Annotated in this window: 24 protein-coding genes; 22 read left to right on the top strand and 2 right to left on the bottom strand. The window is 62.0% G+C overall.

Features of this window, described 5'->3' with window-relative positions; genetic code table 11:
* Positions 1–273: 273 nt before the first annotated feature.
* A complete protein-coding gene (locus PQG80_RS04855; protein ID WP_271750070.1) occupies positions 274–1905 on the top strand; it encodes a 2-isopropylmalate synthase in 1632 nt (543 codons plus the stop codon).
* A gap of 363 nt (positions 1906–2268) precedes the next feature.
* Positions 2269–3075: a class I SAM-dependent methyltransferase gene (locus PQG80_RS04860; protein ID WP_334219808.1), complete on the top strand. Its 807-nt coding sequence runs from the start codon at positions 2269–2271 to the stop codon at positions 3073–3075.
* A 16-nt stretch (positions 3076–3091) separates the two neighbouring features.
* Here PQG80_RS04860 and PQG80_RS04865 read toward each other — a convergent pair whose 3' ends face one another.
* Positions 3092–5029 (bottom strand): ABC-F family ATP-binding cassette domain-containing protein, encoded by a 1938-nt coding sequence (locus PQG80_RS04865; protein WP_271750074.1) that lies wholly within the window; start codon positions 5027–5029, stop codon positions 3092–3094.
* Between the two features lie 214 nt (positions 5030–5243).
* On the opposite strand from PQG80_RS04865, the gene PQG80_RS04870 reads away from it, so the two are divergent.
* The 20 genes from PQG80_RS04870 (at position 5244) to rbsK (ending at position 23737) form a co-directional block, all read left to right on the top strand.
* Entirely contained in the window at positions 5244–5879 is a 636-nt protein-coding gene (locus tag PQG80_RS04870) for a 5-formyltetrahydrofolate cyclo-ligase (protein WP_271750076.1), read from the top strand.
* Positions 5879–6367 (top strand): cyclic pyranopterin monophosphate synthase MoaC, encoded by a 489-nt coding sequence (moaC, locus tag PQG80_RS04875; RefSeq protein WP_271750077.1) that lies wholly within the window; start codon positions 5879–5881, stop codon positions 6365–6367. The genes PQG80_RS04870 and moaC overlap by 1 nt, the downstream gene beginning before the upstream one ends.
* Before the next feature lie 59 nt (positions 6368–6426).
* Entirely contained in the window at positions 6427–6921 is a 495-nt protein-coding gene (locus tag PQG80_RS04880; RefSeq protein WP_090111088.1) for a MogA/MoaB family molybdenum cofactor biosynthesis protein, read from the top strand.
* Positions 6921–7949: a molybdopterin-binding protein gene (locus PQG80_RS04885; RefSeq protein WP_271750078.1), complete on the top strand. Its 1029-nt coding sequence runs from the start codon at positions 6921–6923 to the stop codon at positions 7947–7949. Before PQG80_RS04880 ends, PQG80_RS04885 begins: the two co-directional genes overlap by 1 nt.
* Before the next feature lie 109 nt (positions 7950–8058).
* Complete coding sequence (tatA, locus tag PQG80_RS04890) at positions 8059–8286, top strand: twin-arginine translocase TatA/TatE family subunit (protein WP_090110747.1); 228 nt, start codon at positions 8059–8061, stop codon at positions 8284–8286.
* Positions 8287–8449: 163 nt separating this feature from the next.
* Entirely contained in the window at positions 8450–9241 is a 792-nt protein-coding gene (tatC, locus tag PQG80_RS04895) for a twin-arginine translocase subunit TatC (RefSeq protein WP_271750079.1), read from the top strand.
* A 389-nt stretch (positions 9242–9630) separates the two neighbouring features.
* Positions 9631–10908: a methyl-accepting chemotaxis protein gene (locus tag PQG80_RS04900; protein WP_271750081.1), complete on the top strand. Its 1278-nt coding sequence runs from the start codon at positions 9631–9633 to the stop codon at positions 10906–10908.
* A gap of 237 nt (positions 10909–11145) precedes the next feature.
* The gene (gene groES / locus PQG80_RS04905) at positions 11146–11430 is read left to right on the top strand and encodes a co-chaperone GroES (protein WP_090110743.1); all 285 of its coding nucleotides are present in this window, start codon (positions 11146–11148) and stop codon (positions 11428–11430) included.
* Between the two features lie 84 nt (positions 11431–11514).
* Entirely contained in the window at positions 11515–13149 is a 1635-nt protein-coding gene (groL, locus tag PQG80_RS04910) for a chaperonin GroEL (RefSeq protein ID WP_090110741.1), read from the top strand.
* A gap of 156 nt (positions 13150–13305) precedes the next feature.
* Positions 13306–13965: an MgtC/SapB family protein gene (locus PQG80_RS04915; protein ID WP_271750490.1), complete on the top strand. Its 660-nt coding sequence runs from the start codon at positions 13306–13308 to the stop codon at positions 13963–13965.
* 137 nt (positions 13966–14102) lie between these two features.
* On the top strand, positions 14103–15062 hold the full coding sequence (locus PQG80_RS04920) for an alpha/beta fold hydrolase (RefSeq protein WP_271750084.1): 960 nt from the start codon (positions 14103–14105) through the stop codon (positions 15060–15062).
* A gap of 92 nt (positions 15063–15154) precedes the next feature.
* Complete coding sequence (locus tag PQG80_RS04925) at positions 15155–16366, top strand: MFS transporter (protein ID WP_271750086.1); 1212 nt, start codon at positions 15155–15157, stop codon at positions 16364–16366.
* Entirely contained in the window at positions 16363–17289 is a 927-nt protein-coding gene (locus PQG80_RS04930; protein WP_271750088.1) for an AEC family transporter, read from the top strand. The genes PQG80_RS04925 and PQG80_RS04930 overlap by 4 nt, the downstream gene beginning before the upstream one ends.
* A 78-nt stretch (positions 17290–17367) precedes the next feature.
* Positions 17368–17925: a hypothetical protein gene (locus PQG80_RS04935; RefSeq protein ID WP_271750089.1), complete on the top strand. Its 558-nt coding sequence runs from the start codon at positions 17368–17370 to the stop codon at positions 17923–17925.
* Between the two features lie 250 nt (positions 17926–18175).
* Positions 18176–18706, top strand: a complete 531-nt coding sequence (locus tag PQG80_RS04940) for a YceI family protein (RefSeq protein ID WP_271750091.1) — start codon at positions 18176–18178, stop codon at positions 18704–18706.
* Positions 18707–18852: 146 nt separating this feature from the next.
* Positions 18853–19710, top strand: a complete 858-nt coding sequence (locus tag PQG80_RS04945) for an AraC family transcriptional regulator (RefSeq protein ID WP_271750093.1) — start codon at positions 18853–18855, stop codon at positions 19708–19710.
* 90 nt (positions 19711–19800) lie between these two features.
* Positions 19801–21201 carry an ADP-ribosylglycohydrolase family protein gene (locus tag PQG80_RS04950; RefSeq protein ID WP_271750095.1) on the top strand — a complete coding sequence of 467 codons (1401 nt, stop codon included), beginning with the start codon at positions 19801–19803 and terminating at the stop codon, positions 21199–21201.
* Positions 21202–21277: 76 nt separating this feature from the next.
* Positions 21278–22213 (top strand): sporulation protein YunB, encoded by a 936-nt coding sequence (yunB, locus tag PQG80_RS04955; RefSeq protein ID WP_271750097.1) that lies wholly within the window; start codon positions 21278–21280, stop codon positions 22211–22213.
* A gap of 136 nt (positions 22214–22349) precedes the next feature.
* Positions 22350–22625, top strand: coding sequence for a Fe-S cluster assembly protein HesB (locus PQG80_RS04960; RefSeq protein ID WP_271750099.1), 276 nt, complete (start codon positions 22350–22352; stop codon positions 22623–22625).
* Positions 22626–22795: 170 nt separating this feature from the next.
* Positions 22796–23737: a ribokinase gene (gene rbsK, locus PQG80_RS04965; protein WP_334219806.1), complete on the top strand. Its 942-nt coding sequence runs from the start codon at positions 22796–22798 to the stop codon at positions 23735–23737.
* 63 nt (positions 23738–23800) lie between these two features.
* Here rbsK and PQG80_RS04970 read toward each other — a convergent pair whose 3' ends face one another.
* Positions 23801–24847 carry a M23 family metallopeptidase gene (locus tag PQG80_RS04970; RefSeq protein WP_271750102.1) on the bottom strand — a complete coding sequence of 349 codons (1047 nt, stop codon included), beginning with the start codon at positions 24845–24847 and terminating at the stop codon, positions 23801–23803.
* Between the last annotated feature and the right edge of the window lie 64 nt (positions 24848–24911).

Here is a 24911-nt window from a genome sequence, read left to right on the forward strand (position 1 = left end):
TCCGACAGCTTCTTCCTGAAGAAGCTGTCGGACGGCGCATCGAGAGGGAGTGTCAGACGACGCTCCAATGAGAGTGGTACCGCGGCGGCTACGAAGCCCGTCGTCTCTTCTGACAGGGGAGACGACGGGCTTTTTGCGTTTTTCCAAGACAACGCCGATCGGAAGGGAAATGGCATGCCCGGGGAGGCACCGTGCCAGGAGGCAGGGCTTCACCCGCTGCAACAACTTAATTCTGATGATTCTGAATATTCACACAAAAATGGAGGTTTTACCATGTCGAATGATAATGACAAGCAAGCGATGAATGCAGTTTCCCCGTCCGCCCAATCCGCCGTGAACGAAAACGCCGAAGTAGCGGTCTCTAAAAAAAGAATCCGCATTTTCGATACCACGCTGCGAGACGGCGAGCAGGCGCCGGGCGCATCCCTGCGGCCGGAGCAGAAGATCGTCATCGCCCGGCAGCTCGCCCGCCTGGGGGTGGATACGATCGAGCCGGGCTTCGCCGTCTCGAGCCCCGGCGAGTTCGAGGCGATCCGCCAGATCTCGCGGGAGCTGCAGCAGACGGAAATCTGCGGCTTCGCCCGGTGCGTTCGAGGAGATATCGACGCGGCAGTGGCGGCCACGGAGGACGCAGCGCTGAGACGCTTGCACCTGTTCATCTCCTCGTCGCAGATTCATCTCGACTTCCAACTGCGCAAGACGCAGGACGAGGTGGTGAAGCAGGTGCGCGAGATGATCGCTTATGGCAAGCAATTCGTCGAGGCGCTCGAGTTTTCTCCGATGGATGCATCCCGTGCCGACAGGGAATTCCTGTATCGGATCATCGAAGCCGCGATCGACGAAGGCGCCACGATCATCAACATCCCGGACACGATGGGCTACGCGATGCCGGAGGAGTTCGGCCCGCTGTTCAGCGCGGTCAAGCAGCATGTGCGGGGCGGCGATAAGGTCGCATACAGCGCGCACTGCCACAACGACCTCGGATTGGCGCTTGCCAACAGCCTGGCCGCGATCCGCCACGGCGCCACGCACGTCGAGGTCAGCGTCAACGGCGTCGGCGAACGGGCCGGCAATTGCGCGCTGGAGGAGCTGGTGATGGCGATCGAGACGCGGGGCGAATCCCTTGGCGCGGAGACGGGGATCCGGTCCTCCGAGATCTTCGAGACGTCGCGGATGGTCAGCCGCGCGATGCACTTTCCGATCTCCTTCAACAAGCCGATCGTGGGCCGCAACGCCTTCCAGCACGAGTCGGGGATCCATCAGGACGGCCTGCTGAAAAACCGCAATACGTACGAGATTATGGATCCGGAAGCGATGGGCATCCCGCGCAGCATGATCATCCTGGGCAAGCATTCGGGACGGCATGCGATCAAGCATCGCGCGGCCGAATACGGAATCAGCCTGGCGGACCAGGAGCTCGAGGACGTGTACGCGCGCTTCAAGGTTAAGGCGGACGAGACCAAGATCGTTACCGACGACGTCCTGCTCCAGCTGGTCGGCGAATCGACGCAGACCCAGATCGAACCGTATGCGCTCGTCGACCTGCAGGTGCTGGCGGGTACGAACCGGATGCGGATCGCCTCGGTGACGATCCGACGGACCGAAGACGGCAGCGAGCGCACGTACACGGGAGCGGGCCAAGGGCCGCTTGAGAGCGTCATCGGCTGTATTCGCGAAGCGATGCCCGCCGGCGCGGCGTTCGAGGATCTGGAGCTGCACTCGTTGTCGTCGGGCGAGGATGCCGCCGGAGAAGCCGTCGTGACCGTGCAGCATGCGGGCAGACGGTTCCGGGGAACGGCCATTCATCGCGATATTATACTGGCGGCGGCCCGCGCTTACGTCGCGGCTTGCAACAGCGCGATCATGGCAGCCGGCTCGGAGGAGCGGATGGAGTCTGGCGCCTGATCCGCGTTGTGTCAATGGTTGCGGATCCCAATTAGCGGCGCAGGGGATGTGGGCAAAGTTATCCACAGCCCCTGTGCATACTGGGGATAAGCTATCGAAATGTGTTGGGAGAGTAAACGCAGTGTAATTTTGAAAGCGTGGATTATATTTTCAAACCCTTAGCTTTGAAACTGGGGATTATGGGGATAACGCGGTCAGCCAGTGAATCGCTGCTCGGACACCATCATAGAACGCGCGCTATAAAGCCTTTTTACTGAGAAAAATTTAATGTTTCTAACCAGGAGCTCATACACAAGCAGTGGATAAAGCTGTGGATATCGTAATTAAGGCATTTTTGTGAAAGGAGGGATCCGGTTGAGCGACATGCTGAAGTATTACGACCGATTCGACGAATGGGGCAGGCTGGAACGCGAACCGCTCGAGTTCATCATCAACATGCAAGTAATCCGAAGCCATCTTCCCCCGCATGGAACCATACTCGACAACGGGGCGGGCTCCGGGAAATACGCGATGGCGCTTGCCCAGGCCGGGTATCAAGTCACGCTGACGGATCTGTCGGCCCGTTTGATCGAGGATGCGAAGCAGCGCATAAGCGCATTGGAATGGCGCGACCGGGTAGAGGGCTGCCATGTCGCGGACGCGCAGGAGCTGGGCCGGTTCGCGGACGCGTCATTCGATGCGACGCTGATGATGGGACCCATGTATCACCTCCAAGGTGCGGGGCAGCGCGAAAAAGCCGCCCGGGAGCTCCGTCGGGTGACGAAGGCGGGCGGCGTCGTATTCGTTGCTTTTATGTCCAGGGAGAGGCAGGCGGCGACGTATTTGCTCGACCCTGCGAGCTGGCCGCCTTGCGACACGCATGCGGGTATACGCGAATTCCTGGATACGGGCGTTTTTAACCATCGGGACGAAGGGAGGTTTACGGGCGCCTATGCGTTCCCGCTCGCGGAGATCGTACCGTTTATGGAAGGGATGGGCTTCGAGACGGTCAAGCTGATCGCCTCCGAGAGCGTCGGCGGGATGACGCCCGATCGGCTGGACGCATGGCGCTCCGGCGGCGAAGCCGAATTCCGGCGCATCGTCCGGCTCCTGGTGGACCTGTCCGAGAACCCCTCGTTCCTCGGCGGGTCGCCTCACTTGCTCTACGTCGGCAGGGTACCGCAAGACTGACCTCGCGTCGCGGATCTTATTCCATCAACGATTCCCATAACGCAAAAGCGACCTCGAGCGCCTGCTGTCTTTCCTCTAACTTTCCTTGCACCTCGCGCAGCCGGACGAAGTCCGTGCAAACCTCCGGCAGCGCCATTTCTTCTTCGAGGGCGGCGATCTCCGCTTCCAGCCTCGAGATGTCCGCTTCGGCCTGCTCGCGCTTGCGCTGCTTGGCACGTTCCTCCCGCTTGGCCTGTTTGTCCGCCTCGTAGTCGGTCACGGACGTCTGCGCGGCTTGGGCAGCTCCGCCTGAGGAATTGGCGCCTACGGACGCGGCGGCGGCGGCGGCCCACTCTTCCAATTCGCGCTTTTTCGCGACCATTTCGTCATAATTTCCCAGGAAATGCGCGGCGCCGTCGGGGCCGAGTTCAACGACGCGATCCGCAAGCCTGTTGAGGAAATAGCGGTCATGCGACACGAAGAGCAGCGTCCCGTCATACTCCTCGAGGGCGCCCTCGAGTACTTCGCGGCTCCATAAGTCCAGATGATTCGTCGGTTCGTCGAGCACGAGCACGTTGGCCTTCATCAGCATGAGCTTGGAGAGGGCGACGCGCGCCTTTTCCCCGCCGCTAAGCGATCCGACCGTCTTGCGCACGTCCTCGCCGCTGAACAGGAAGTTGCCGAGCACCGTGCGGATCTCCGCTTCGGGCAGCGTCGGATATTGGCTCCAGACCTCCTCCAGCACCGTGTTGGCGGGATTGAGGCCGCGCTGCTCCTGATCGTAATAACCGAGCTGCACGCCGGTCCCCCAGCGTATCGTGCCTGCCGCGAGCGGGAGCTGGCCGACCAGCGCGCGCAGCAGCGTCGTCTTGCCGACCCCGTTGGGGCCGAGCAGCGCGATGCGCTCGCCTCGCTTGGCCTCGAAGCCCACATGGCGGAACAGCGGGCTGATACCCTCTCCGGGCGCAGCCGACGCGTCGTACACCTGGAGCACGTCCTTGCCCGTGCGCCGTTCGGCCGCGAAGGAGAAGCTCGCCTGCTTCAGCGTGCCCGGCCGCTCGAGCCGCTCGATGCGCTCCAGCGCGTTCCGCCGGCTCTGCGCGCGGCGCGTGGTCGTGGCGCGCACGATGTTTTTCTGGATGAAGTCTTCCATCCGCTGGATCTCCTTGCGCTGCTGCTCGTACAGCTTGACCTGCTGAGCGAAGTCCGCCGCCTTGAGTTCCATGAATCGCGTGTAATTGCCGGTGTATCTCGTCGCCGCATGGCGTTCGATCTCTACTATAGAAGAGACGGTCGCGTCGAGAAAATAACGGTCGTGCGAAACGATGACCATCGCGCCCGAATACGTGCGCAAATATTGTTCCAGCCAAGTCAGCGTGTCGATGTCCAAGTGGTTCGTCGGTTCGTCGAGCAGCAGCAGCTCGGGCTGGACGACGAGAAGCCTGGCCAGCGCGAGGCGCGTCCGCTGTCCGCCGCTCAGCGAGGAGACGACCGTATCGCGCGAAAAGCCGCCGAAGCCCATGCCGTGGAGCACGGCCCGGATGCGGTTGTTCATCTCGAAGCCGCCGGCCTCGCGGAACCGGTCGTTCGCGTCCGCGTACTGGGCGAGCAGCGCTTCGTAACGGGCCGCGTCGGCTTGCTCCGACGGGTCGGCGATGCGCGCTTCGAGCCGTCCGAGCGCCCGTTCCTGTTCGAGCAGCGGACCGAACGCGTCGTTCATGACTTCCTGGATGGTCAGCTGCGGGGCGAGCCCGCTGTTCTGCGCCAGATAACCGATCTTCAGCTCGCGAGGCTTGGACACCGAGCCCCGGTCGGAATCGAGCTCTCCCGCCAGAATTTTAAGAAAGGTAGATTTGCCTGCGCCGTTCACGCCCACGAGGCCGATGCGGTCGCGTTCGCCGATCTGCAGCGAGACGCCTTCGAGGATTGGGGTGACGCCGTAATGCTTGACGATGCCGGATGCCTGTAAAAGCAAGAGGATTCCCTCCGTACGAGTTCTTATAGTTGAATCAAGTTTATCGCAAAACCCGATGGACGTCCAAACTGGTGCGGCTAGGGGGCGGCTGGGGCGGTGCCGGCAAGGGAATCGGCGGAGGAATTTCTGTGAAAAACCTCTTTGGCGAACCGTACTGAAAAATGATACACTGTTGCTATCTATGAATATGAATGGTTTGGACGAGGGATGGGCCATGAACGCGAAGGAATCCCGCGGCGCGGCGAAGCCCGCGCTGCGCAAGGCGATGGCGGCCAGGCGGGACGCGCTGGCGCCGCAAGAGCGAGAGGCGCGCTCGCGCATGCTATGCGGCGTCGTCGTGGCGCAAGCGCTGGAGCCGCTGTATCTGGCGCTCGGACGGCCGTTGACCGTGGCCGTGTACGGCGCGTTCCGCTCGGAGGCGGATCCCTCGGCGGTGCTGGAGTGGTGCGTCGCCGGCGGTCACCGCGCAGTCGCTCCCCGCATCCGCGAGGACGGCGGCGGGATGGAGCTGCGGACCGTGGCTGCGCCGGCCGACTGGCGCCCGGGGCCGTACGGCGTGCCGAGCCCGGACCCGTTGCGCACCGCGCCGCTGGCGGCTGGCGAGCGTCCCGACGCGGTGCTGGTGCCGGGCATGGCCTTCGACCGCCAGGGCGGCCGTCTTGGTTACGGCGGCGGCTACTACGACCGGCTGGCCGAGGCGATCGGACCGGGACGCCTGCCGTACTGGATCGGCTTTGCGTACGCGCTGCAGTTATCCGACGCCGCCTTGCCCAAGGAAGCGCACGACCTCGCGCTCCATGGCGTGGCGACGGAGGAAGGTTTGATCTGGTTTGCGGAGGAGGGACCTTGATGACAGACGGCGAAGGAAGATTGACGCATTTTAACGAGCAGGGCCGCGCCGTCATGGTGGACATATCGGACAAGGCGGTGACGGCGCGGACGGCCGTGGCCGAGAGCCGCATCACGATGGCGCCTTCGACGCTGTCGCGGATATTGGATCGTACGGTGGAGAAGGGCGACGTGCTCGCGGTCGCGCAGGTGGCTGCCGTCCAAGCGGCCAAGCGGACTTCCGATTGGATCCCGATGTGCCATCCGCTGCCGTTGACGGGCGTGAACGTAACGTTCGGCACCAGCGGAGACGACACGCTGACGATCGCGGCCGAGGTCAAGACGACCGGCAAGACCGGCGTCGAGATGGAGGCGCTGACGGCCGTGTCGGCGGCCGCGCTGACGGTCTACGATATGTGCAAGGCGCTGCAGAAGGACATGGTGATCGGGCCCACGCTCCTGCAGAGCAAGACGGGCGGCAAGAGCGGGGATTACAGGGCGGAAGGTTAGGCTAATCGAGCCGATGCCGCCGTGCGAAGTTTGAGGAGACGCGAATCGGGGGGATGGGCATGATTTGGAAAGTAGCGCTGCTGACGGCCAGCGACAAAGGCTCCCGGGGCGAACGCGAGGATACGAGCGCGCAGGTGATCCGGGAGCTGGTCGAGGAGGAACTCGGCGGGGAGATCGTCGACTATCGCGTCGTGCCCGACGAACAGGACGAGCTTCGGGCGGCGCTCATCGAGATGTGCGACTACTTTCAGGCCGACCTGGTGCTGACGACCGGCGGGACGAGCCTCGGCTTGCGCGACGTCACGCCCGAGGCGACGCTTATGGTGTCCGAGCGCACGGTGCCGGGCATGACCGAGGCGATGCGGGCGGCGGTGATGCAGCGCAGCAGGCATTATATGCTCTATCGCGGCGTCATTGCGATCCGCGGACGCTCGCTCATCGTTAATCTGCCGGGCGACCCCAAGGGCGTCAACGATATGCTGATGGCGATCATGGATCAGCTGCCCGACGCCCTGCTGCTCGTCTCCGGCATCGGGAAGGACAGAGACTACTGATGAGCGGCCCATCCAAGCCGCAGCGGACCGTGCTGCGCGAGGTGAAGGTAGAGGATGCCGTAGGACTCGCGCTGGCGCACGATCTGACGCAGATCCTGCCGGGCGCCTTCAAGGGCAGGCTGTTCAGCAAGGGCCATCGCGTCACCGCGGACGACATCCCGAAGCTCAAGGATATCGGCAAGGAGCATCTGTACGTCATCGAGCTCGCGCCGGGCGATCTTCACGAGGACGACGCCGCGCTTCGCCTCGCGGCCGCGCTGGGCGGGACCGGGATCCTCTACGGCGAGCCGCACGAGGGCAAGGTCACGCTCAAGGCGGCGGCTCCGGGACTTGCCGTCATCGCCCGCGAGGTCGTCGACGAGATCAATGCGCTCGGCGAGATCGCGCTCGCTACGATCGTAGGGGGCCGATTCGTGCAGGCCGGCGAGCCGCTCGCCGCCTCTAGGGCGATACCGCTGGTCGTGCCCGAGTCCAAGATCGCGGCGGCGGAAGAGATCGTCGCCCGGTACAAGGCGGAGCATGGCGGAGCGGATCCCGTGGCAGTCAAGCCGCTGCGCCGGATGCGCGCCGGGTTGCTCTCCACGGGGACGGAAGTGTACACGGGGCGCATCGCGGACAAGTTCGGTCCGGCGGTCCGGTCGAAGCTGGAGGCGATGGGCTCTGAACTGGCGGAGCAGCGGTTCGCGCCGGACGACCGACAAACAATTGTCAACCATCTGTACTACTTCCTGGAACAGCGGTATGATATGATATTGGTATCCGGCGGCATGTCGGTCGATCCCGACGACAGGACGCCTGGCGCCATCGCCGACGCCGGCACGGATATCGTCAGCTACGGGACGCCGATGCTTCCCGGATCGATGCTGCTTTTCGGTTATTTGAAGGGCGTTCCGATCTTCGGGCTGCCGGGCTGCGTCATGCACGATCCGTATACCTCGTTCGACGTGCTGCTCCCGAGGGCGCTCGCAGGCGAGCGCATCACGAGGCAGGAGATCGCCGCTATGGGTTACGGCGGGCTGCATCGTTAATGCTGGATCGATTCGGACCTATTGCTGCCTGACGGCAAGCGGCCGTTTTCCATTTGACCGGTTTTTGGTTTTAGTACTTCTAGACATCCGAGATACGGGAGGGATAACCATGGGAGGTATTGGCGCATCAGGCTTGATCCTGCTGATCCTAATCGCCTTGCTGCTGTTCGGACCGAACAAGCTGCCCGAGCTGGGCAAGGCTTTCGGTCGTACGCTGCGCGAATTCAAGAAGGGCGCGAACGACTTGATGGACGACAGCGAGCGTCCTGCACGCCGCGAAGTCGCCGCCGCTCCGGAAGCGGAGCCGCTGAAGGCCGAACGTCGTCTGCCCGAGTAAGGGTTCGATGGCGGTGGCGTGCCGACAGCGGTCCCTGCTGCATTTGAACGCAGCATAGATACTCGCTCGGTAGCCGTACGCGTGCGTTTTAATGAATACGGAGGGCGGCTTGATTTACGGGAGCCGTCCTGATTTTTTGTGCCCGGTAGGGCGGAGGTCGCATATGGCGGAGCGCTCGGGCGCAAGGACCGATATTAGGGAACTGGACGGCATGCCCCTCTTGGAGCATATCGGAGAATTGCGCAAAAGGGTCATTTACATCATCATCGTGCTTGTCCTCGCGCTGGTCGGGGGGCTGTTCGGCGCGGAGCCGCTGTTCGATTATCTGCTCGATGCGGCGCCGTCGGGCGAGGTCGATCTCAGCGCCTTTTCTCCGTGGGACGCGATCAGTCTGTATATGAAGTTCGCCTTCATCATCTCGTTCGTCGTCGCCATTCCGTTCACGCTGTACCAATTATGGGCGTTCGTCAAGCCTGCGCTCGGCAGAAAAGAGCAGCGGGCGACGCTGCGATACATACCCGGAGCGCTCTTCATGTTCCTGGCCGGATTGGCCTTCGCCTATTACGTCATCTTCCCGATGGCTTATGCGTTCACCGAAAAGGTAACGGCGAATCTAGGGCTGAAGCAAGTTTACGGAGCCAATCAGTATTTTAGCTTCCTGTTCAATATCCTGGTGCCGATGTCTCTCCTGTTCGAGCTGCCGATCGTGATTCTGTTCCTGACGCGGATCGGCATTCTGAGCCCGTCGTTGCTGCGCAAGCTGAGGAAGCTGGCCTGGTTCGTTATGGTCGTGGTCGGCGTCGTCGTGACGCCGCCGGACGTCATCTCGGATCTTCTGGTGGCCGTGCCGCTTATCCTTCTCTATGAGGTCAGCGTGCTGCTCTCCGCTAGCGCCCACCGCAAGCGCGTCCGGCGTGCCGCCGAACGCGAGGCGGCGCTGGACGACGAGGATTGAACTTGATGCAGAAGCGTTTGCCGTGCATGGCCGAAACGGGCCAAGGCGGCAGGCGCTTTTTTTGTTGGAAGCTACGCCTCCTATATGGATTTCGGATCATAAGTTTGCGACGAGTTGACTAGGTCTTTTTTATTTAAGGACTGCATGGCAGCGGCCTTATTTCCTGAGCGAACGGGATATCGTTAAAACGCGGCAAAGCAGTCCCTAGTACGAGAGAACCGACAACCCTGGGGCGCGCGGTCCACCCGCCGACAAAAAATTAAAATCCTTTCATAAATTCGACATATTCCGATATTATCCAAAAGAAACTTATGCTAAAATGTGTCTGTGGTGTTTGAAAGTGCTTACATATGGGTAGGGCACGTTACATTCATTCGGAGGGGTCGAGCATGCGCAATTCGGGAGTCAGCTTGCAAACGAAGTTTTTGATCGGTTACATCGCGATGGTCGTACTGTTGGCGCTGTCATTTATTTTACTGGCAGCCGCATCGGCATTCAGCGGGCATACTGCTTTATTAATTGAAGTGGTCGCGATCTACGCCGTGCTCCTGGTAGGCGGGGGCGTCGCCTTGATGACGGTGTCGCGCAAGCTCCTCCATGCGATCGGCGGCGTGACGGGCACGCTCAAGAATATAGCCGGATCCGGCGGGGATCTCACGCAGCGCATTCCGGTCTACGCCAAGGATGAGGTCGGCGATCTCGCCGTGGCCGCGAACGCCATGCTGGACGGTCTCCAGAAGATGATGAAGGAGCTGCGCGAGAGCACGGCGGAGCTCGCGGCGTCGGCGATTCAACTGAAGACGGGCGCGGACGAGAACGCGAGAGTGAGCAGCGAGGTATCGCGAGCCGTGGAGCGGGTAGCTGCCGGCTCCGAGACGCAAGTGACGCAGTCGCAGCAGATCTCTGCCGTCATGACGCAGACGATCGGCGGATTGACCCAGGTGGCTTCTACGACGACGGGCGTGTCCGATGCGGCGCAGCTCACGCGGGACCGCGCGGAAGGCGGCTCCAACCTGCTGCAGTCGACCGCGAGCGATATCGTGCAGGTCGAGTCGGCGTTCCGGTCGCTGCAGGACACGGTCCGCGGACTCAACCATAAGTCGGAGAAGGTCATTGAAGTAATCGGTTATATCTCCGAGATCTCGAGCCAAACCAACTTGCTTGCGCTGAACGCGGCGATCGAGGCCGCGCGCGCTGGAGAGCACGGCCGCGGGTTCGCGGTCGTCGCAGGCGAGATTCGCAAGCTCGCGGATCAGACGCAGCAGTCCGCCGTGCAGATCGCGACGACGCTCGAGGCGATGTCGGGCGACATCACCAAGGTTGCCGGGATGTTCGAGCAGAGCGCCGAGCAAGTATTCGGGGCGGTGACGGGCATGCAGAACGCGGAGTCCGCGTTCCGCGAGATCGTGGGAGAGGTCGGCAAGCTGAGCGTCAATATCGTCGACGTGGCCGCGGCAGTCGAGCAGATGTCGGCAGGAAGCCAGTCCGTCCAGCAGTCGATCTCCGACATCACGCGCATTACGGAAGAGAATGCTTCCTTCACCGAGCAAGTGACCGCGATGAGCCAGCAGCAGCTGTCCTCGACCGAAGAGATGGCCCGCACGGCGGAGAGGCTCAGCACGATGGCGGCCAGGCTGAAGACGCTGGTCGGCAATTTTAGAACGTAACGGAGCATGCGCAGGGCCGCGGGCCGGGCGCCGGACTTTTTTGCGAATCGGACAGAACGTTGTCGAAAGGCGCGGCGCCGCACATCATGCGGTCCCGCGTTTATTTTTTTCGGTCGCAGGGACTTGAAATGGTTATCCAAAATCAGTATTATAGGAATTGGTTATTAGCACTTAACACGATTGAGTGCTAAACTTCGCAAACTTCTCCGTAACGGAGTACAAAAGGAGGCTATTTTCATGATCAAACCTTTGGGTGATCGCGTGCTTGTCGAAGCAAGCGCCAAGGAAGAAAAGACGCTGAGCGGTATCGTTCTGCCGGATACGGCCAAGGAAAAGCCGCAAGAAGGCACCATTATCGCGGTAGGCGCCGGCGCAGTCGGCAAAGACGGCGCGCGCATCGCGCTGGAAGTCAGCGTAGGCGATCGCGTTCTGTTCTCCAAATATGCGGGAACCGAGATCAAGTACGAAGGCAAAGAGTATTTGATTATGAAAGAAAGCGACATTCACGCGATCGTCGGCTAAGCCGGCGGACAACCGCTGACATAAGCAATCGCAAGCACTACCTATCCTGCCAAGGGAACCAAAATCGAGGAGGGTTATTGAAGAATGGCTAAGGAAATCAAGTTTAGCGAAGACGCGCGCCGCGCGATGCTCCGCGGTGTGGACGCACTGGCCAACGCCGTTAAGGTAACGCTTGGACCGAAGGGTCGCAACGTCGTGCTCGAGAAGAAGTTCGGCTCCCCGCTGATCACGAACGACGGCGTGACGATCGCCAAGGAAATCGAGCTTGAAGACGCGTTCGAGAACGCGGGCGCGCAGCTCGTTAAGGAAGTCGCCACGAAGACGAACGACGTTGCCGGCGACGGCACGACGACCGCTACCGTCCTGGCGCAAGCCATCATCCGCGAGGGCCTGAAGAACGTCACGGCCGGCGCTAACCCGATGGTCGTCCGCAAGGGCATCGACAAGGCCGTACGCGCCGCCGTCGAGCAGCTGAAGGCGATCTCCAAGCAAGTCGAAGGCAGCAACGACATCGCGCAAGTCGCGTCGATCTCCGCCGCCGACGAAGAAGTCGGCAAGCTGATCGCCGAGGCGATGGAGAAGGTCGGCAAGGACGGCGTCATCACCGTCGAAGAATCCAAGGGCTTCCTGACCGAGCTGGACGTCGTCGAAGGCATGCAGTTCGACCGCGGTTATGTATCCCCTTATATGATCACCGACACGGACAAGATGGAAGCCGTGCTGGACAATCCGTACATCCTGATCACGGATAAGAAGATCTCCAACATCCAAGAGATCCTGCCTGTCCTCGAGAAGGTCGTACAATCCGGCAAGCAGCTGCTGATCATCGCCGAGGACGTCGAAGGCGAAGCGCAAGCGACGCTGATCGTCAACCGTCTGCGCGGCACGTTCACTTGCGTAGCCGTCAAGGCGCCTGGCTTCGGCGACCGCCGCAAGGCGATGCTGCAAGACATCGCGGCTCTGACCGGCGGTCAAGTGATCACCGAAGAGCTCGGCCTCGAGCTGAAGTCCACGAACGTGAACCAACTGGGCTCCGCCCGTCAGATTCGCGTCAACAAGGAAAACACGATCATCGTCGACGGTGCAGGCGACTCCAACGACATCAAGGCGCGCGTCAACCAAATCCGCGCCCAGATCGAAGAGACGACCTCCGACTTCGACCGCGAGAAGCTCCAAGAGCGTCTGGCGAAGCTGGCCGGCGGCGTAGCCGTCATCAAGGTCGGCGCGGCTACCGAGACCGAACTGAAGGAGCGCAAGCTCCGCATCGAGGACGCGCTGAACGCGACCCGCGCAGCCGTCGAAGAAGGCATCGTATCCGGCGGCGGTACCGCGCTGGTTAACGTATACAACGCTGTTGCGGCCGTTAACGCCGAAGGCGACGAGAAGACGGGCGTCAACATCATCCTGCGCTCGCTCGAAGAGCCGATCCGTACGATCGCCGCTAACGCAGGCCAAGAAGGCTCCGTTATCGTCGAGCGTCTGAAGAAGGAAGAAGTCGGCGTCGGCTACAATGCCGCCACCGGCGAGTGGGTCAACATGTTCGAAGCCGGCATCATCGATCCGGTGAAGGTGACACGCTCCGCGCTTCAGAACGCGGCGTCCGTCGCCGGCCTGTTCCTGACGACCGAAGCGGTCATCACCGACAAGCCGGAGAAGGACAAAGGACCTGCCGGCATGCCAGGCGGCATGGGCGACATGGGCGGCATGGGCGGATTCTAATCATCGCCCCCGCGAATATAACGCAAGACAGCCGGACTCCGCGAGGAGTCCGGTTTTTTGCGTTCGTTTTTTGCGTTGAAATGAAACAGGCCGGTCGGATCGGGGTAATACAACGGTTATGAGCGCTATTTTACAAGGAAAGCGAGCGTGATCCGGATGGAATGGGAATGGCTGCTCCGAATCGCGGCCGCGGGGTTGTGCGGGGCGATCATCGGCTACGAACGCAAGAGCAGGATGAAGGAAGCGGGCATCAAGACGCACTTTATCGTCGGGATGGGCGCGGCGCTGATGATGGTGCTGTCCAAGTACGGCTTCCGGGATCAGAGCGACTGGGAGAACGTATCGCTCGATCCGTCCCGCATCGCGTCGCTGGTCGTCAGCGGCGTCGGGTTTCTCGGAGCGGGCATGATTATTTTACAGAAACAAACGGTGAAAGGACTGACGACGGCGGCCGGCGTCTGGTCGACGGCGGGCATGGGCATGGCGATCGGTGCGGGCCTGTACATCGTCGGCGTCGGCACGGTGTTGCTGATCGTTCTGGGGCAGACGCTGCTGCATCGCACCATCGGCCGGATCGGCCAGGCGGCGGCCGAGCATGTCGGCGTTCGGCTGGAGGATCGCGAAGGGGCGATGGACGACCTGCTCGGCAGGTTAAAGGAGCTGCAGGTGTCGGTGATCGCGATCGAGACGAACCGCGACGACAAAGGGGAGATCGCCGTAGATCTGTCGCTCAAGCTGCCGGCCTCCTGCGACAAGGAAAATTTGATCCCGGCGCTTCACGGGCTCAGACCAGTCCGCCATATCGATTGGCAATAAAGCCATAAAAGTGCGCAAAAAACGCAAGAAATGCAAAGGGACAGTTTTTCCAGTCTATGGTACAATGAAGACGCTTCAATACGGACGGAGCCGGGAATGCCATCCCGTAATACCAATCGCCAAAGGGGAAGATCATTGTGCCTGCGCTTGACATGCCATTAGAGCAGTTAAAAGAGTACCGGGGACGCAACCCGCGCCCAGCAGACTTCGACGAGTACTGGGAGCGCGCTTTAGCCGAGCTGAAGGCGACCGATCCGCAGGTCGAGCTGGTTCCGAGCGAGTTTCAGACGCCGCAGGTGGAGTGCTTCGATCTCTATTACACCGGCGTCAGGGGCGCCCGCATCCATGCCAAGTACCTGCGTCCGAAAAACGTGCAGGAGCCGCATCCTGCCGTCGTGCTGTTCCATGGCTATTCGGGCAGCGCGGGCGATTGGAACGACAAGCTGGCCTACGCTTCGCTCGGCTATTCGGTGCTGGCGATGGACGCGCGCGGTCAAGGCGGCGAGTCCGAAGACGTAGGCGGCGTAAAGGGCAATACGCTGCATGGCCATATCATCCGCGGATTGGACGATGATTCCGACAATCTGCTGTTCCGCCATATTTACCTGGATACGGCGCAGCTCGCCGGCATCGCGCTCGGCCTGCCCGAGGTCGATCCGTCCCGCGTTTACGCGGCCGGCGGCTCGCAGGGCGGCGCGCTCACGATCGCCTGCGCGGCGCTCGAGCCCCGCATCTCGAAGCTCGCCCCTGTCTTCCCGTTCCTGTCCGATTACAAGCGCGTATGGGAGATGGACCTGGCCAAGGACGCCTACGCGGAACTGCGCGACTACTTCCGCCGCTTCGACCCGACGCACGAGCGGGAGGATGAGGTGTTCACGAAGCTGGGCTATATCGATCTTCAATACTTGGCCGACCGCATTCAAGGCGAGGTGCTTATGTTCGTGGGGCTTATGGATTCGGTCTGCCCGCCGTCGACGCAGTTCGCAGCTTACAACAAGATGACGGCGAAGAAGGAAGTCGTGATCTACCCCGATTTCGGACACGAAGGCCTGCCGGGCTCCACGGACAAGACGATGCAGTTCTTTATGCGGGACTAATCCGGTATATCGTGTTATACTCCTTACAGTACGGACTCCCCCCAGCGCGGGGGGGTCTGCTTTTGTTATTTCACCCGAGGAAGTGAATGGCTTTGAACGTTTCATGGAAAAGGAATCTGTACGTACTCTGGACCGGCGTATTCTTCTGCAGCATGGCTTACTCGGCCGCCATACCGTTCATCCCTTTGTTCCTGAAAAACGACCTGGGCGTGGCGCATCACGTCAATCAGTGGTCGGGGTTCGCGTTCGGCGTTACCTTTCTCGCAAGCGCGCTGATCGCCCCTTACTGGGGGTCGCTTGCCGACAAATACGGGCGCAGGCCGATGCTGATTCGCTCCGGCTACAGCCTGGCGGCGCTTTACCTGGTGACCTATTTCGTGGAGGATCCGTATGTGTTCCTGATCGTCCGAGTGTGCCAGGGGCTGCTCGCGGGCTACGTGCCGGCTTCGATCGCGCTGGTCGCCACGAATACGCCGGAGGAGAAAACGGGATATGCGCTCGGCGTCATGGCGACGGCCGGCGCCAGCGGAAGCATCATCGGGCCGCTCGTCGGAGGCGTCGTCAGCCACCTGACGAGCAACCGGGAGGCTTTTTTGTTTTCGGCGGCCGTCGTGCTGGTCTCGGCGTTGATCGCGAGCTTCTTCGTCAAGGAGGATAAGTTCAACCGCTCGGCGAAGCGGCCCCGCATTCGCGAGGATCTGTCGCAGGCGATTCACAACCGCACGTTCATCACGCTGCTCCTGCTCGTCGGCCTCAGCACCTTCTCCGTCATGATCCTCGAGCCGCTGCTGACGATTTATATGACGGAGCTGGGCGGTGAGCAGGCCGACGCTTCGCTCCAGGCGGGCATCGTCTTCTCGGCCGTCGGCATCGCGACGCTGATCGCGGCGCCCCAGTGGGGCAAGATCGGCCAGCGGATCGGCTTCATCAAGGTGTTGGTCATCGGACTCGCGGGCGGCGGCATCGGCAATCTGCTTCAATACTTCGTCGGACACTACGCCGAGTTCGGCGCGCTCCGCTTCGTGTACGGCCTGTTCTTCGCGGGCGTCTACCCGGCGCTTAACGCCATGATCGTGCGCGTCACGGCACCGGAATTCCGCGGGCGGGCGTTCAGCCTCAGCCAGTCGTCCACGCAGCTCGCCACGATGCTCGGACCGGTGCTCGGCGGCCTGCTCGCCGGCTGGATCCCGATCCGCTGGGTGTTCGTGCTTAACGGGGTAATGCTGTTGTGCTCGGCCGTCCTGCTGTTCCGCAAGCGGCATCTTGACCGTCCTGAGCCGGCGGCCGGGGAGGGCGCCGCATGACCGTTTTCCTGCATATTCTGGTGAACAACGTCCTCCCGATCTCGATCCTGATCGCGCTGGGCATCGTGCTCGAACGCAGCTTCAAGCTGGATATCCGCACGCTATCCAAGCTGAACTTTTATTTGTTTTCTCCCGCCATCATGTTTAAGCTGCTGTACAATACGGCCATCTCGCTCTCCCTGTTCGGTACGGTCATGGCCTTCTTCGCCCTGTTCATGCTGCTCCAATACGCGCTCGCCGAGGCGGTCGTCCGCCTTCGCGGGTACGGCCCCTCGATGCGCAGCGCGATGCGGTGCAGCGTGCTTTTCTACAACAGCGCGAACTACGGGATACCGCTTAATCAACTGGCGTTCCACAACGATCCTTATACATTGTCCGTGCAGGTGCTGATCATGATGATGCAATCGCTTCTCCCCAATACATACGGCGTCTACAGCGTCAATGCGCACAAGTCGGACTGGGCGCAGATTAGACGCGTCATTCTCTCCATGCCCGTAATCTACGTGATTCCGGTGGCGCTGCTGATGCGCTATTTCGCGGTGCCGCTGCCCGACTCGGCCGTAACTTCCCTCGATTATCTGTCGAACGCGTTCATCGGCACGGCGCTGATCACCCTCGGCATCCAGCTCGGCAGCATGACCTGGCGCATCAGCCGCCGTCTGCTGTCCGATATCGGCTTGTCGCTCGCGCTGCGCCTGGCGGCCGGCCCGCTGCTGGCTTGGGGCGCTTGCGAGGCCATCGGCATTGACGGCCTGCTGGCGGCGGCGCTGATCGTATCGTCGTCGGTACCGACCTCGCTCAGCAGCGTGCTGCTCGCCGTCGAGTTCGACAACGAGCCCGAGTTCGCCTCTCAGACGGTATTCGCCTCGACGGCAGCGAGCACGGTGTCGGTCGCGGCCGTCATCGCGATGCTCGGAATTTAAGGCGCATCGTCGTGCAACTATTCCTGATCTGGAAGCGTCTGGATGATAGATGAGGCTGGAGATCGGAGGCGTTGCGGCTTGGGCAAATATGCGATCGGCTGGATAATGGGCGTGCTGCTCGTGATGCAGGGCTGCGGAGAACGCACGACCTTCGAGGCGCCCGGGCGCATCGGCGCGCCAACCGTTGCGCCTGCGGCGTCCGCTTCGGCGGCGCAGTTGCCGTCGCCTTCCGCGGAGATATTCAAGGAGCCCGATGAGGTGCCGCGACTCGAGGTGAAGGCCGGAGGCGAGACCCTCGCAGCGCAAAAGGGCAGCTACTGTTGGTCAGAACCAGCCAAAGGCTTCGGCGTATGCGCGGACGCGGCGATGCCGCCGAGAATCGAGGACGTGAAGATCGTGCCGCAGGTGAGCGCAGGCGACGAGATCGCACTCGCGTGGTCGGGAGATTCGCCCGACCAAGTTCATGTCATTGTGTCGTTCCCCGGGCAGGAGCGGCCGGACGAAGCATTGGAACTTCAAGACGGCAAGCTTCGCGCGGCTGCCGGAGACGGAGACCAGCTGTACGTGGTTACCGCGACGTGGCCGCAGGGTACCATCTCTTTTTACTTCGGCCTGCACGCCGAGGGCACCGTATAAGCCGGCTGGATGAATTTCCGTTATGCCATTAGCGGCGATAGGTGAAGTCCGTTCTCGCCAATTGCGGGAGCGGCTTTTTCCTTTGCGCTTAGAGGGATGGCTGGCGGGAGAATGGGGCGTCAATCCGACTAAGTGTAATTTATAAATACACAGTTGACAGCCGCCCGCTATTACTCTATATTTAGGATATGTTACTTAACTAAATAAAGCATGTTCAAAAATGTTAGTTAAATATGAGGAGGAAAATAAAATGGCAAAATCCGCATGGGGTATTGACGCAACGCACAGCTCGATCGATTTCTCGATCCGCCACTTGATGATCTCGAAGGTAAAGGGTACGTTCCACGCGTTCGAAGCGAGCGTTAACGCGGATGCGGAAGATCTGACGACGGCCGACATCGAGCTGTCGATCGACCTGTCGAGCATCGACACGCGCAACGCTGACCGCGACGCGCATCTGCGCAACGCTGACTTCTTCGACGTGGAGAATCACCCGAAGCTGATCTTCAAAGCGACGAACATCGTCAAGACCGGCGCTGGCGAATATGACGTCACTGGCGACGTTACGCTGCATGGCGTTACTAAGCAAGAAACGTTCGAAGTGACGTACGAAGGCGCTTCGAAGGATCCGTGGGGCAACCAACGCGCGGGCTTCAGCGCGAAGGGCAAGATCAAGCGCAGCGACTACGGCCTGACGTACAATGCGGCTCTGGAAACGGGCGGCGTCATGCTGGGCGACGACGTCGCGATCTCGCTCGAGCTGGAAGCCGTCAAGGCTTAAGCAGCACTTATCTCGGCTATATGAGTAACGGCGGGGCCTCGGCTCCGCCGTTTTCTTTATTTGCGGGCGTTCGCGACTTCGTTGTCCGTTATATAATAGCCCTAGAGCGCCGGACCCCTATCGACGCGAACGAGGGAGCAATCGACATGCTGGAAATGTTCAGCTTCGACGCGGCCGTCCCGCTGCATCTGTTCGAGTACGGACTGAAGAAGGTCCGGACCGAACAGCACTGGCATTCCTTTTACGAGATCGGATATTGCCTGGCAGGCCGCGGCCTGTTTTTTATCGGAGAGGAGACGGTGCAGGTAGCGGCAGGTTCGCTGCTCCTGTTTCCGCCCTACGAGCCTCATATCGGCATGGCGGCGGAAGAAGGGTGCAGCTTCGCGTTCGTTTATTTCAGCGAGTCGTTGTTCGCGCCGGACGACCGGTATCTGCTGCGCCCGTTCGTCCGCGCGGCTGCCTGGAGCGAGGACGAATGGCGAGCGCGGCAGCCTGCGATGCCCGGATGGCCCAGGCCGCTGTTCGAGAACATGCTAGCGGAATATGAAGCGAAGCCCACCGCCTACGGCTCGCTCCTGCGCGCATCGATGCTAACACTGGGCGTCTGGCTGCACCGGGCGGGAGAAGGGAGGTTCGGACGCGACCAATGGCGGGAACGCCACGACGCCCTCGAGCGGCTGCGTCCCGCCCTGGATGCGATCGCGGCCCGGTTCAGGGAGCCGTTCGACCTGCGCGAGGCGGCGGAGCTGCTATCGCTTAGCGAATCGCGCGCGCGCCATCTATTCGTCAGCGCGGTAGGCAAGCGCTTCAAGGAATACCTGACGTTCGTGCGCATACAGGAAGCGAAGCGTCTGCTCGCCACGGGCGACCGCTCGGTGACGGACGTGTATTTGGCCTGCGGCTTCGAGAGCGCAGCTCCCTTTTACCGGTCGTTCAAGCAGCTGGTCGGGCTCAGTCCACAGCGGTTCCGGGACAAGCATAGGAATGAATATAGCCGTTTTTAAGAATCCCGCCCGTCCAAAACGAGATGAAAGCCGCGCCCGCGCGCGTTATGGTGATAGAAGCAGGATCATGAAATCGAAGGGGTGCGGCAAATGGCGGGATGGGAAAAATTGAGCGGGTTGATTCGCAGGGAAATCATTCAACGGGGTGAAGAAGGCTGCAACGTAGAGGGTTACGAACAACGGTGGTCTGCTTGCGGAGACGACGAACCGAAGCTCATGGCGCTCTACGGGGAGCTTCGGGCACTTGAGCCGTCGCCTGATTTTCCGTTCATAGAGCCTTCCGATCTGGCGGAGATCCGGGCGCTGCGCCCGGAACAACGCCGTCCGGCGGAGATCTCCGGGTCGTTGACCGAAGCGCAGTGGCGGGACAAATTCCTCGGCGCATGGTCGGGCAGGCTGAGCGGCTGCGCGCTCGGCAAACCGCTGGAGTCGTGGCCGATGATGAGCGGTTCGGCGGGCAATCCGGGCTGGCGCAACGTACAGCTCTGGTTCGAGGGAGCCGATGCCTGGCCGATCCGGGGCTACACGCCGGAGCGCTCCCGGGCGGCATCCGATGACCTCTACCTGTCGTCGTGGTGCATGAGGAGTACGCGCGAGCAGATCCGGTTCATGGAGAGCGACGACGACGTGCGCTACACCGTGCTGGGGCTGCTGATGCTCGAGGAGAAGGGGCTGGACTGGGACGCTTGGGATATCGGCAAGCTGTGGCATTCCCGCCTCACCTATCAGCAGGTATGCACGGCGGAGACGCAGGCCTATCTGAACTTCGCGCAGGTCACGTCGCATATGAACTCGGAAAAGCCGGCGGACTGGGCGACGCGTCAGGCGTGGGTGAGAGAGCATCTGAACCCTTACCGCGAATGGATCGGCGCTCAGATCCGGGCCGACGGCTTCGCTTACGGCGCCGCCGGCAATCCCGAGCTAGCCGCGGAGCTGGCCTGGCGGGACGCTTCCTTTTCCCATGTGAAGAACGGCATCTACGGAGAAATGTTCGTCGCCGCGATGATCGCGGCCGCGTTCACGGAGTCCGATCCGGAACGTATCGTCGAGGCGGGGCTGCGGGAGATTCCTCGTACCTCCCGGCTCGCGCGCGACATCGTACAGGCCGTGGACATCGCCAGGTCCGCCCGCGATCAAGTCGAGCTCGTCGATCGGATCTGGGAAGCGTTCAAGCATTACGATCCGGTCCATACCAACAACAATGCGGCCCTGGTCGCGGCTTCGTTGATCTTTTCGGGCGGGGACTTTGAGAAAGGGATTACGACCGCGGTGCTCGGCGGCTGGGATACCGATTGCAACGGCGCCACGGTCGGGTCCATCCTCGGAGCCAGCCTGGGCGCCCAGGCGCTGCCCGCTTCCTGGATCGAACCGCTGAACGATACCTTTTACGCGGATCTGACCGGGTTCGACCCGATCTCGATCTCCGCCTGCGCGGAGCGGAGCTACCAAGTGTTCCTGCGGATCCGGGAGCAATCGAACCAGCCGATCTAAATTGCGCGGTCCCGACATAAGCATGAAGTGAGTTCGTCCGAACTCCGCATGCTGATGGAAGGGAGTGACAGCCCGGATGCGCAGAAAATGGGGTCGTTGGCCGCGGCTCGGTACGAACTGGCGTCTGAAGCAGCCGTCCCGGAGCGCCTGGCGCAGCACGGGCTTCAGGACGACGGGGATGTCCGGCTACGGCAGGAGCAGCCGGTTCGTGGCCAGGCCGTCCAGGCGCGGATCGCCGGTCCCGTCCGGCGCGCGCCCGCTCAGGTCCCGAACCGGCGGCGCCTACGCTCGGCGAAAACCGCGGTTGTCCCGCCGTTCCTTTTTTCTCGTGCTCCTCGCGGTCGCGCTGCTGGCGGCCGTTCAATCGTTCGTGTATCTCGACCGCTATCTAAGAGAACCGCTCATGTTCTTGGCCAAACAGCGGATTACGGAGATGGCCGTACAGGCGATCAACGCTTCGATCACCGAGAATATCGCCGCCGGCGCGGACGGCAGCAAGATGATTCATTGGAAGACCAATGCCGAGGGCAAGACGACGGGCATCGAGATCGACTACAAGGAGCAGATGCGCATCACGGCGCAGACGATCTCCGTCGTCGAGCAGGAGCTGAAGCGGCAGGAGTCGCTCCATGAGCGCATCCCGATCGGGCATGCCGTGAACAGCCCGTTCCTGTCCTCTCTCGGGCCGAGCGTCGCCGTCCGGCTGCATCCGATCAGCACGGTCCAGGCGGAGGTGCGGACCCGGCAGTCGAACGCCGGCATCAACAACGTGCTCGTCGAGGTCTATATCCACGTCACGACCGACATCGCGATCGTCATCCCGTTCGACAGGGAGCCCAACCGGATCGAGACGGACATCCCGCTCTCCTACGTGATGGTGGCCGGGGATACGCCCGTCTACTATTACGACGGCAGCGGCAATCCTGTCGGCAGCGGCGCAACGCAGGCGCCCATGCTGAGCTTGCCGGAGCCGCAGACTCAGCCGCAGTCTCAGCCGCAGTCACAGCCGTAGTCTCAGCCGCAGTCATAGCCGCAGTCGCAGCTGTAGGCGCCCGGGCAGCCCTAAGCGCGGCGGCCGGCCTTGTCCCCTCCGAATCCCGGCTGTTATAATACAAGCAGCATGCATCGAGCGAATGGAGGTCGGATACATGGAGCTTCGCATCTCTCGGGCGGCCGCGGCCTGCTTCCTGGAGGAATGGGAATACCGGCGGGGCGACAACGTCCGCATCTACGTCCGATACATCAGCGGAGGCAACGAACCCTACGGCTTCGGCATTATGCTTGACGATCCCGTGGATCCGGCCGCGGAGGCGGACGAGGAAGGCCTTCACTTCTATATGGAGAGCAAGGATGTCTGGTTCATCGAGCACGGCACGCTCACGATCGACCGCGACGCCGGCGGCATCGCCTTCAAGGTCGATTAGACGCAGGAATGCGCGGCGTTTTTAGCAGCAGAAAGAACCGTCTCCCGGTCGTTTCGCACGACCGCGGAAACGGTCTTTTTGTCTGCATGGCCGGCCCGGCCCGCACGATGGGACTTGGACGCGTACGGAATTGACAAACGTCCGGGCGTCCCGGAAAATGACAAACATAGATGAGAAATTGGCCGGAGGTTGAAGACTTGAGCAAAATCGCGATTATAGGCAGCATAAATATGGATATCGTAAATCGGGTACAGGAATTCCCGCAGCCCGGGGAGACGATCCACGGCAGCGGGACCTCGTACCAGCCCGGAGGCAAAGGGGCGAATCAGGCCGTCGCCGCGGCATTGGCGGGGAGCGGCGCGATCATGGTCGGCGCAGTGGGCGAAGACGCGTTCGGCAGCGTGCTGATCGAATCGCTGCGCTCGCGCGGCGTGGACGCGACGTCCGTGTCGGTCAAGGAGGGCTCTTCCGGCCTCGCGTTCATCACCGTGTCGGGCAGCGGGGAAAATACGATCATCCTCTCGGCCGGCAGCAACGGCAAGCTGACGCCGGCCGACGTGATGGACGACGCGCTCGCGGGCGCATCGATCGCGCTTCTGCAAAACGAGGTGCCGCCCGAAGTCAACCTGCACGCGCTGAAGCGCTGTGCCGAGCTGGGCGTCAGCGCTTGCTACAATCCCGCTCCTGCGGCCAAGATCCCGGAGGAGGCGCTGCCGCTCGTCGACACGCTGGTCGTGAACGAGACCGAGGCTCAAGTCGTCAGCGGCCTGGCCGTGGACGGCGTGGACGCCGCCGAACGCGCCGCGCGGGCGCTGCAGGCGGCGGGCGTGCGCCGCGTGATCGTAACGCTGGGCGCGCAGGGCGCGCTCGCGCTCGACCGGGACGGCGCGGCGCTCCGCGTGCCGGCGTTCAAGGTCGCGCCGGCGGATACGACCGCCGCGGGCGACACCTTTATCGGCGCCTATGCGGCGGCCATCGCCGCCGGCAGGCCGCTGGCGGATGCGCTGCGCTACGCGTCCGCGGCTGCGGCGATCTCCGTCACGCGCCACGGCGCGCAGAGCTCGATTCCGTCCAAGGAAGAGATCGACCGGTTCCTGCAGGAACGGGAATGATGCAGCGAGCCGGCGGCTCTTCGCAGGGTCATAACCTTTTCCTCAGATAAATAGAGGGGCGGATCATCCGCCCCCCTTGCCGCGGCTTCGAACCGCCCGGCGCTCGGCCCGCTCCCAGCTGTGCAGCATCGGATAGGGGTCGAACGCCCATTCCACCAGACCGCGATCGCGGTAGACGCCGTAATGCAGATGCGGCGGGAACTTGCCCTGCGTGCCGGGCCTTCCGTACCCCGAGCTGCCGACCCATCCGATCACGCGGCCCGGCTCGACGACATCGCCCGTATGGATGCTTTTATCGAAGCCCGACAGATGCGCGTAATAATGATAGAGATTGTCGATGTCCCGGATGCCGATCCGCCAGCCTCCGAATTTATTCCAGCCTTTTACTTCCACGACGCCGTAGCAGGTGCTGCGCACGGGCACCCCTTGGCCCGCGAAGATGTCCGTTCCTTCATGGACGCGCACGCCGCCCCAGCCCCGGCGGTTGCCCCACGTGCTGCGATAGGAGTAGACGCTGTTCAGCGGCAGCGGAAATGCGTGCTTCGACAGATTCAGCGTCCCGAAGGCGGCGTAAAGCTTATCGAACTGCTGCACCCTTTGGACGGCCCTCGGATTCTGGTAGTATTCCCACAGTCCGATCGCCATGTTGTCGGCACCGGGGCCTTGGAGCATCGTCTGCCGCACCACGGTGTACAGGCGGTCCACGTCGTTGTGCCGGTCGGCCTGTCCGTCGCCCGATCCGTCCCGCCCGATGCCGCCAAAAAAGCCGATCGAAAGGGGCAGTCGGTCCTCCGCGTTCGGATTCAGCTCGCCCGCCCACCGCTCCGGCGCGACGTACGCGCCGCTGATCGCTTGTGCGCCGAGCGGGCGCTCCTTGGGCCGCAGTCGGGACATCGTTCGCTCGTATTGGTCGATGGCGGCGACCTTCTGCCAGGTCAGTCCCGTGATGGCCGCCACCCGGTCGTAGAGCTCGCGGCGCGCCGTCTCGTCGGCGCCGATCTCCTGGCCTTGCGCCGGCGGGGTCCAAGCCCAGGCCAGCGCAGAAGCCGCGAGGGCGATCCGGAGCGGGTGCCGGAGCTTGCGGGCCTGCCGTGTTAACCGTTTTAGCATAAAGCCACCTCGAATCATCTCTCCTTTCCCCAGTATCCGTAGCCTTTGCAGAACGTTGGTTTTT

Source organism: Cohnella rhizoplanae (assembly GCF_948329515.1).
Classification (GTDB): Bacteria; Bacillota; Bacilli; order Paenibacillales; family Paenibacillaceae; genus Cohnella; species Cohnella rhizoplanae.

Bases quoted from the DNA above. Each gene is read 5' to 3' on its own strand.
- PQG80_RS04855 (WP_271750070.1), top strand. From the start codon at position 274: ATGTCGAATGATAATGACAAGCAAGCGATGAATGCAGTTTCCCCGTCC.
- PQG80_RS04860 (WP_334219808.1), top strand. From the start codon at position 2,269: ATGCTGAAGTATTACGACCGATTCGACGAATGGGGCAGGCTGGAACGC.
- PQG80_RS04870 (WP_271750076.1), top strand. From the start codon at position 5,244: ATGAACGCGAAGGAATCCCGCGGCGCGGCGAAGCCCGCGCTGCGCAAG.
- moaC (WP_271750077.1), top strand. From the start codon at position 5,879: ATGACAGACGGCGAAGGAAGATTGACGCATTTTAACGAGCAGGGCCGC.
- PQG80_RS04880 (WP_090111088.1), top strand. From the start codon at position 6,427: ATGATTTGGAAAGTAGCGCTGCTGACGGCCAGCGACAAAGGCTCCCGG.
- PQG80_RS04885 (WP_271750078.1), top strand. From the start codon at position 6,921: ATGAGCGGCCCATCCAAGCCGCAGCGGACCGTGCTGCGCGAGGTGAAG.
- tatA (WP_090110747.1), top strand. From the start codon at position 8,059: ATGGGAGGTATTGGCGCATCAGGCTTGATCCTGCTGATCCTAATCGCC.
- tatC (WP_271750079.1), top strand. From the start codon at position 8,450: ATGGCGGAGCGCTCGGGCGCAAGGACCGATATTAGGGAACTGGACGGC.
- PQG80_RS04900 (WP_271750081.1), top strand. From the start codon at position 9,631: ATGCGCAATTCGGGAGTCAGCTTGCAAACGAAGTTTTTGATCGGTTAC.
- groES (WP_090110743.1), top strand. From the start codon at position 11,146: ATGATCAAACCTTTGGGTGATCGCGTGCTTGTCGAAGCAAGCGCCAAG.
- groL (WP_090110741.1), top strand. From the start codon at position 11,515: ATGGCTAAGGAAATCAAGTTTAGCGAAGACGCGCGCCGCGCGATGCTC.
- PQG80_RS04915 (WP_271750490.1), top strand. From the start codon at position 13,306: ATGGAATGGGAATGGCTGCTCCGAATCGCGGCCGCGGGGTTGTGCGGG.
- PQG80_RS04930 (WP_271750088.1), top strand. From the start codon at position 16,363: ATGACCGTTTTCCTGCATATTCTGGTGAACAACGTCCTCCCGATCTCG.
- PQG80_RS04940 (WP_271750091.1), top strand. From the start codon at position 18,176: ATGGCAAAATCCGCATGGGGTATTGACGCAACGCACAGCTCGATCGAT.
- PQG80_RS04945 (WP_271750093.1), top strand. From the start codon at position 18,853: ATGCTGGAAATGTTCAGCTTCGACGCGGCCGTCCCGCTGCATCTGTTC.
- PQG80_RS04950 (WP_271750095.1), top strand. From the start codon at position 19,801: ATGGCGGGATGGGAAAAATTGAGCGGGTTGATTCGCAGGGAAATCATT.
- yunB (WP_271750097.1), top strand. From the start codon at position 21,278: ATGCGCAGAAAATGGGGTCGTTGGCCGCGGCTCGGTACGAACTGGCGT.
- PQG80_RS04960 (WP_271750099.1), top strand. From the start codon at position 22,350: ATGGAGCTTCGCATCTCTCGGGCGGCCGCGGCCTGCTTCCTGGAGGAA.
- rbsK (WP_334219806.1), top strand. From the start codon at position 22,796: ATGAGAAATTGGCCGGAGGTTGAAGACTTGAGCAAAATCGCGATTATA.
- PQG80_RS04970 (WP_271750102.1), bottom strand. From the start codon at position 24,847: ATGCTAAAACGGTTAACACGGCAGGCCCGCAAGCTCCGGCACCCGCTC.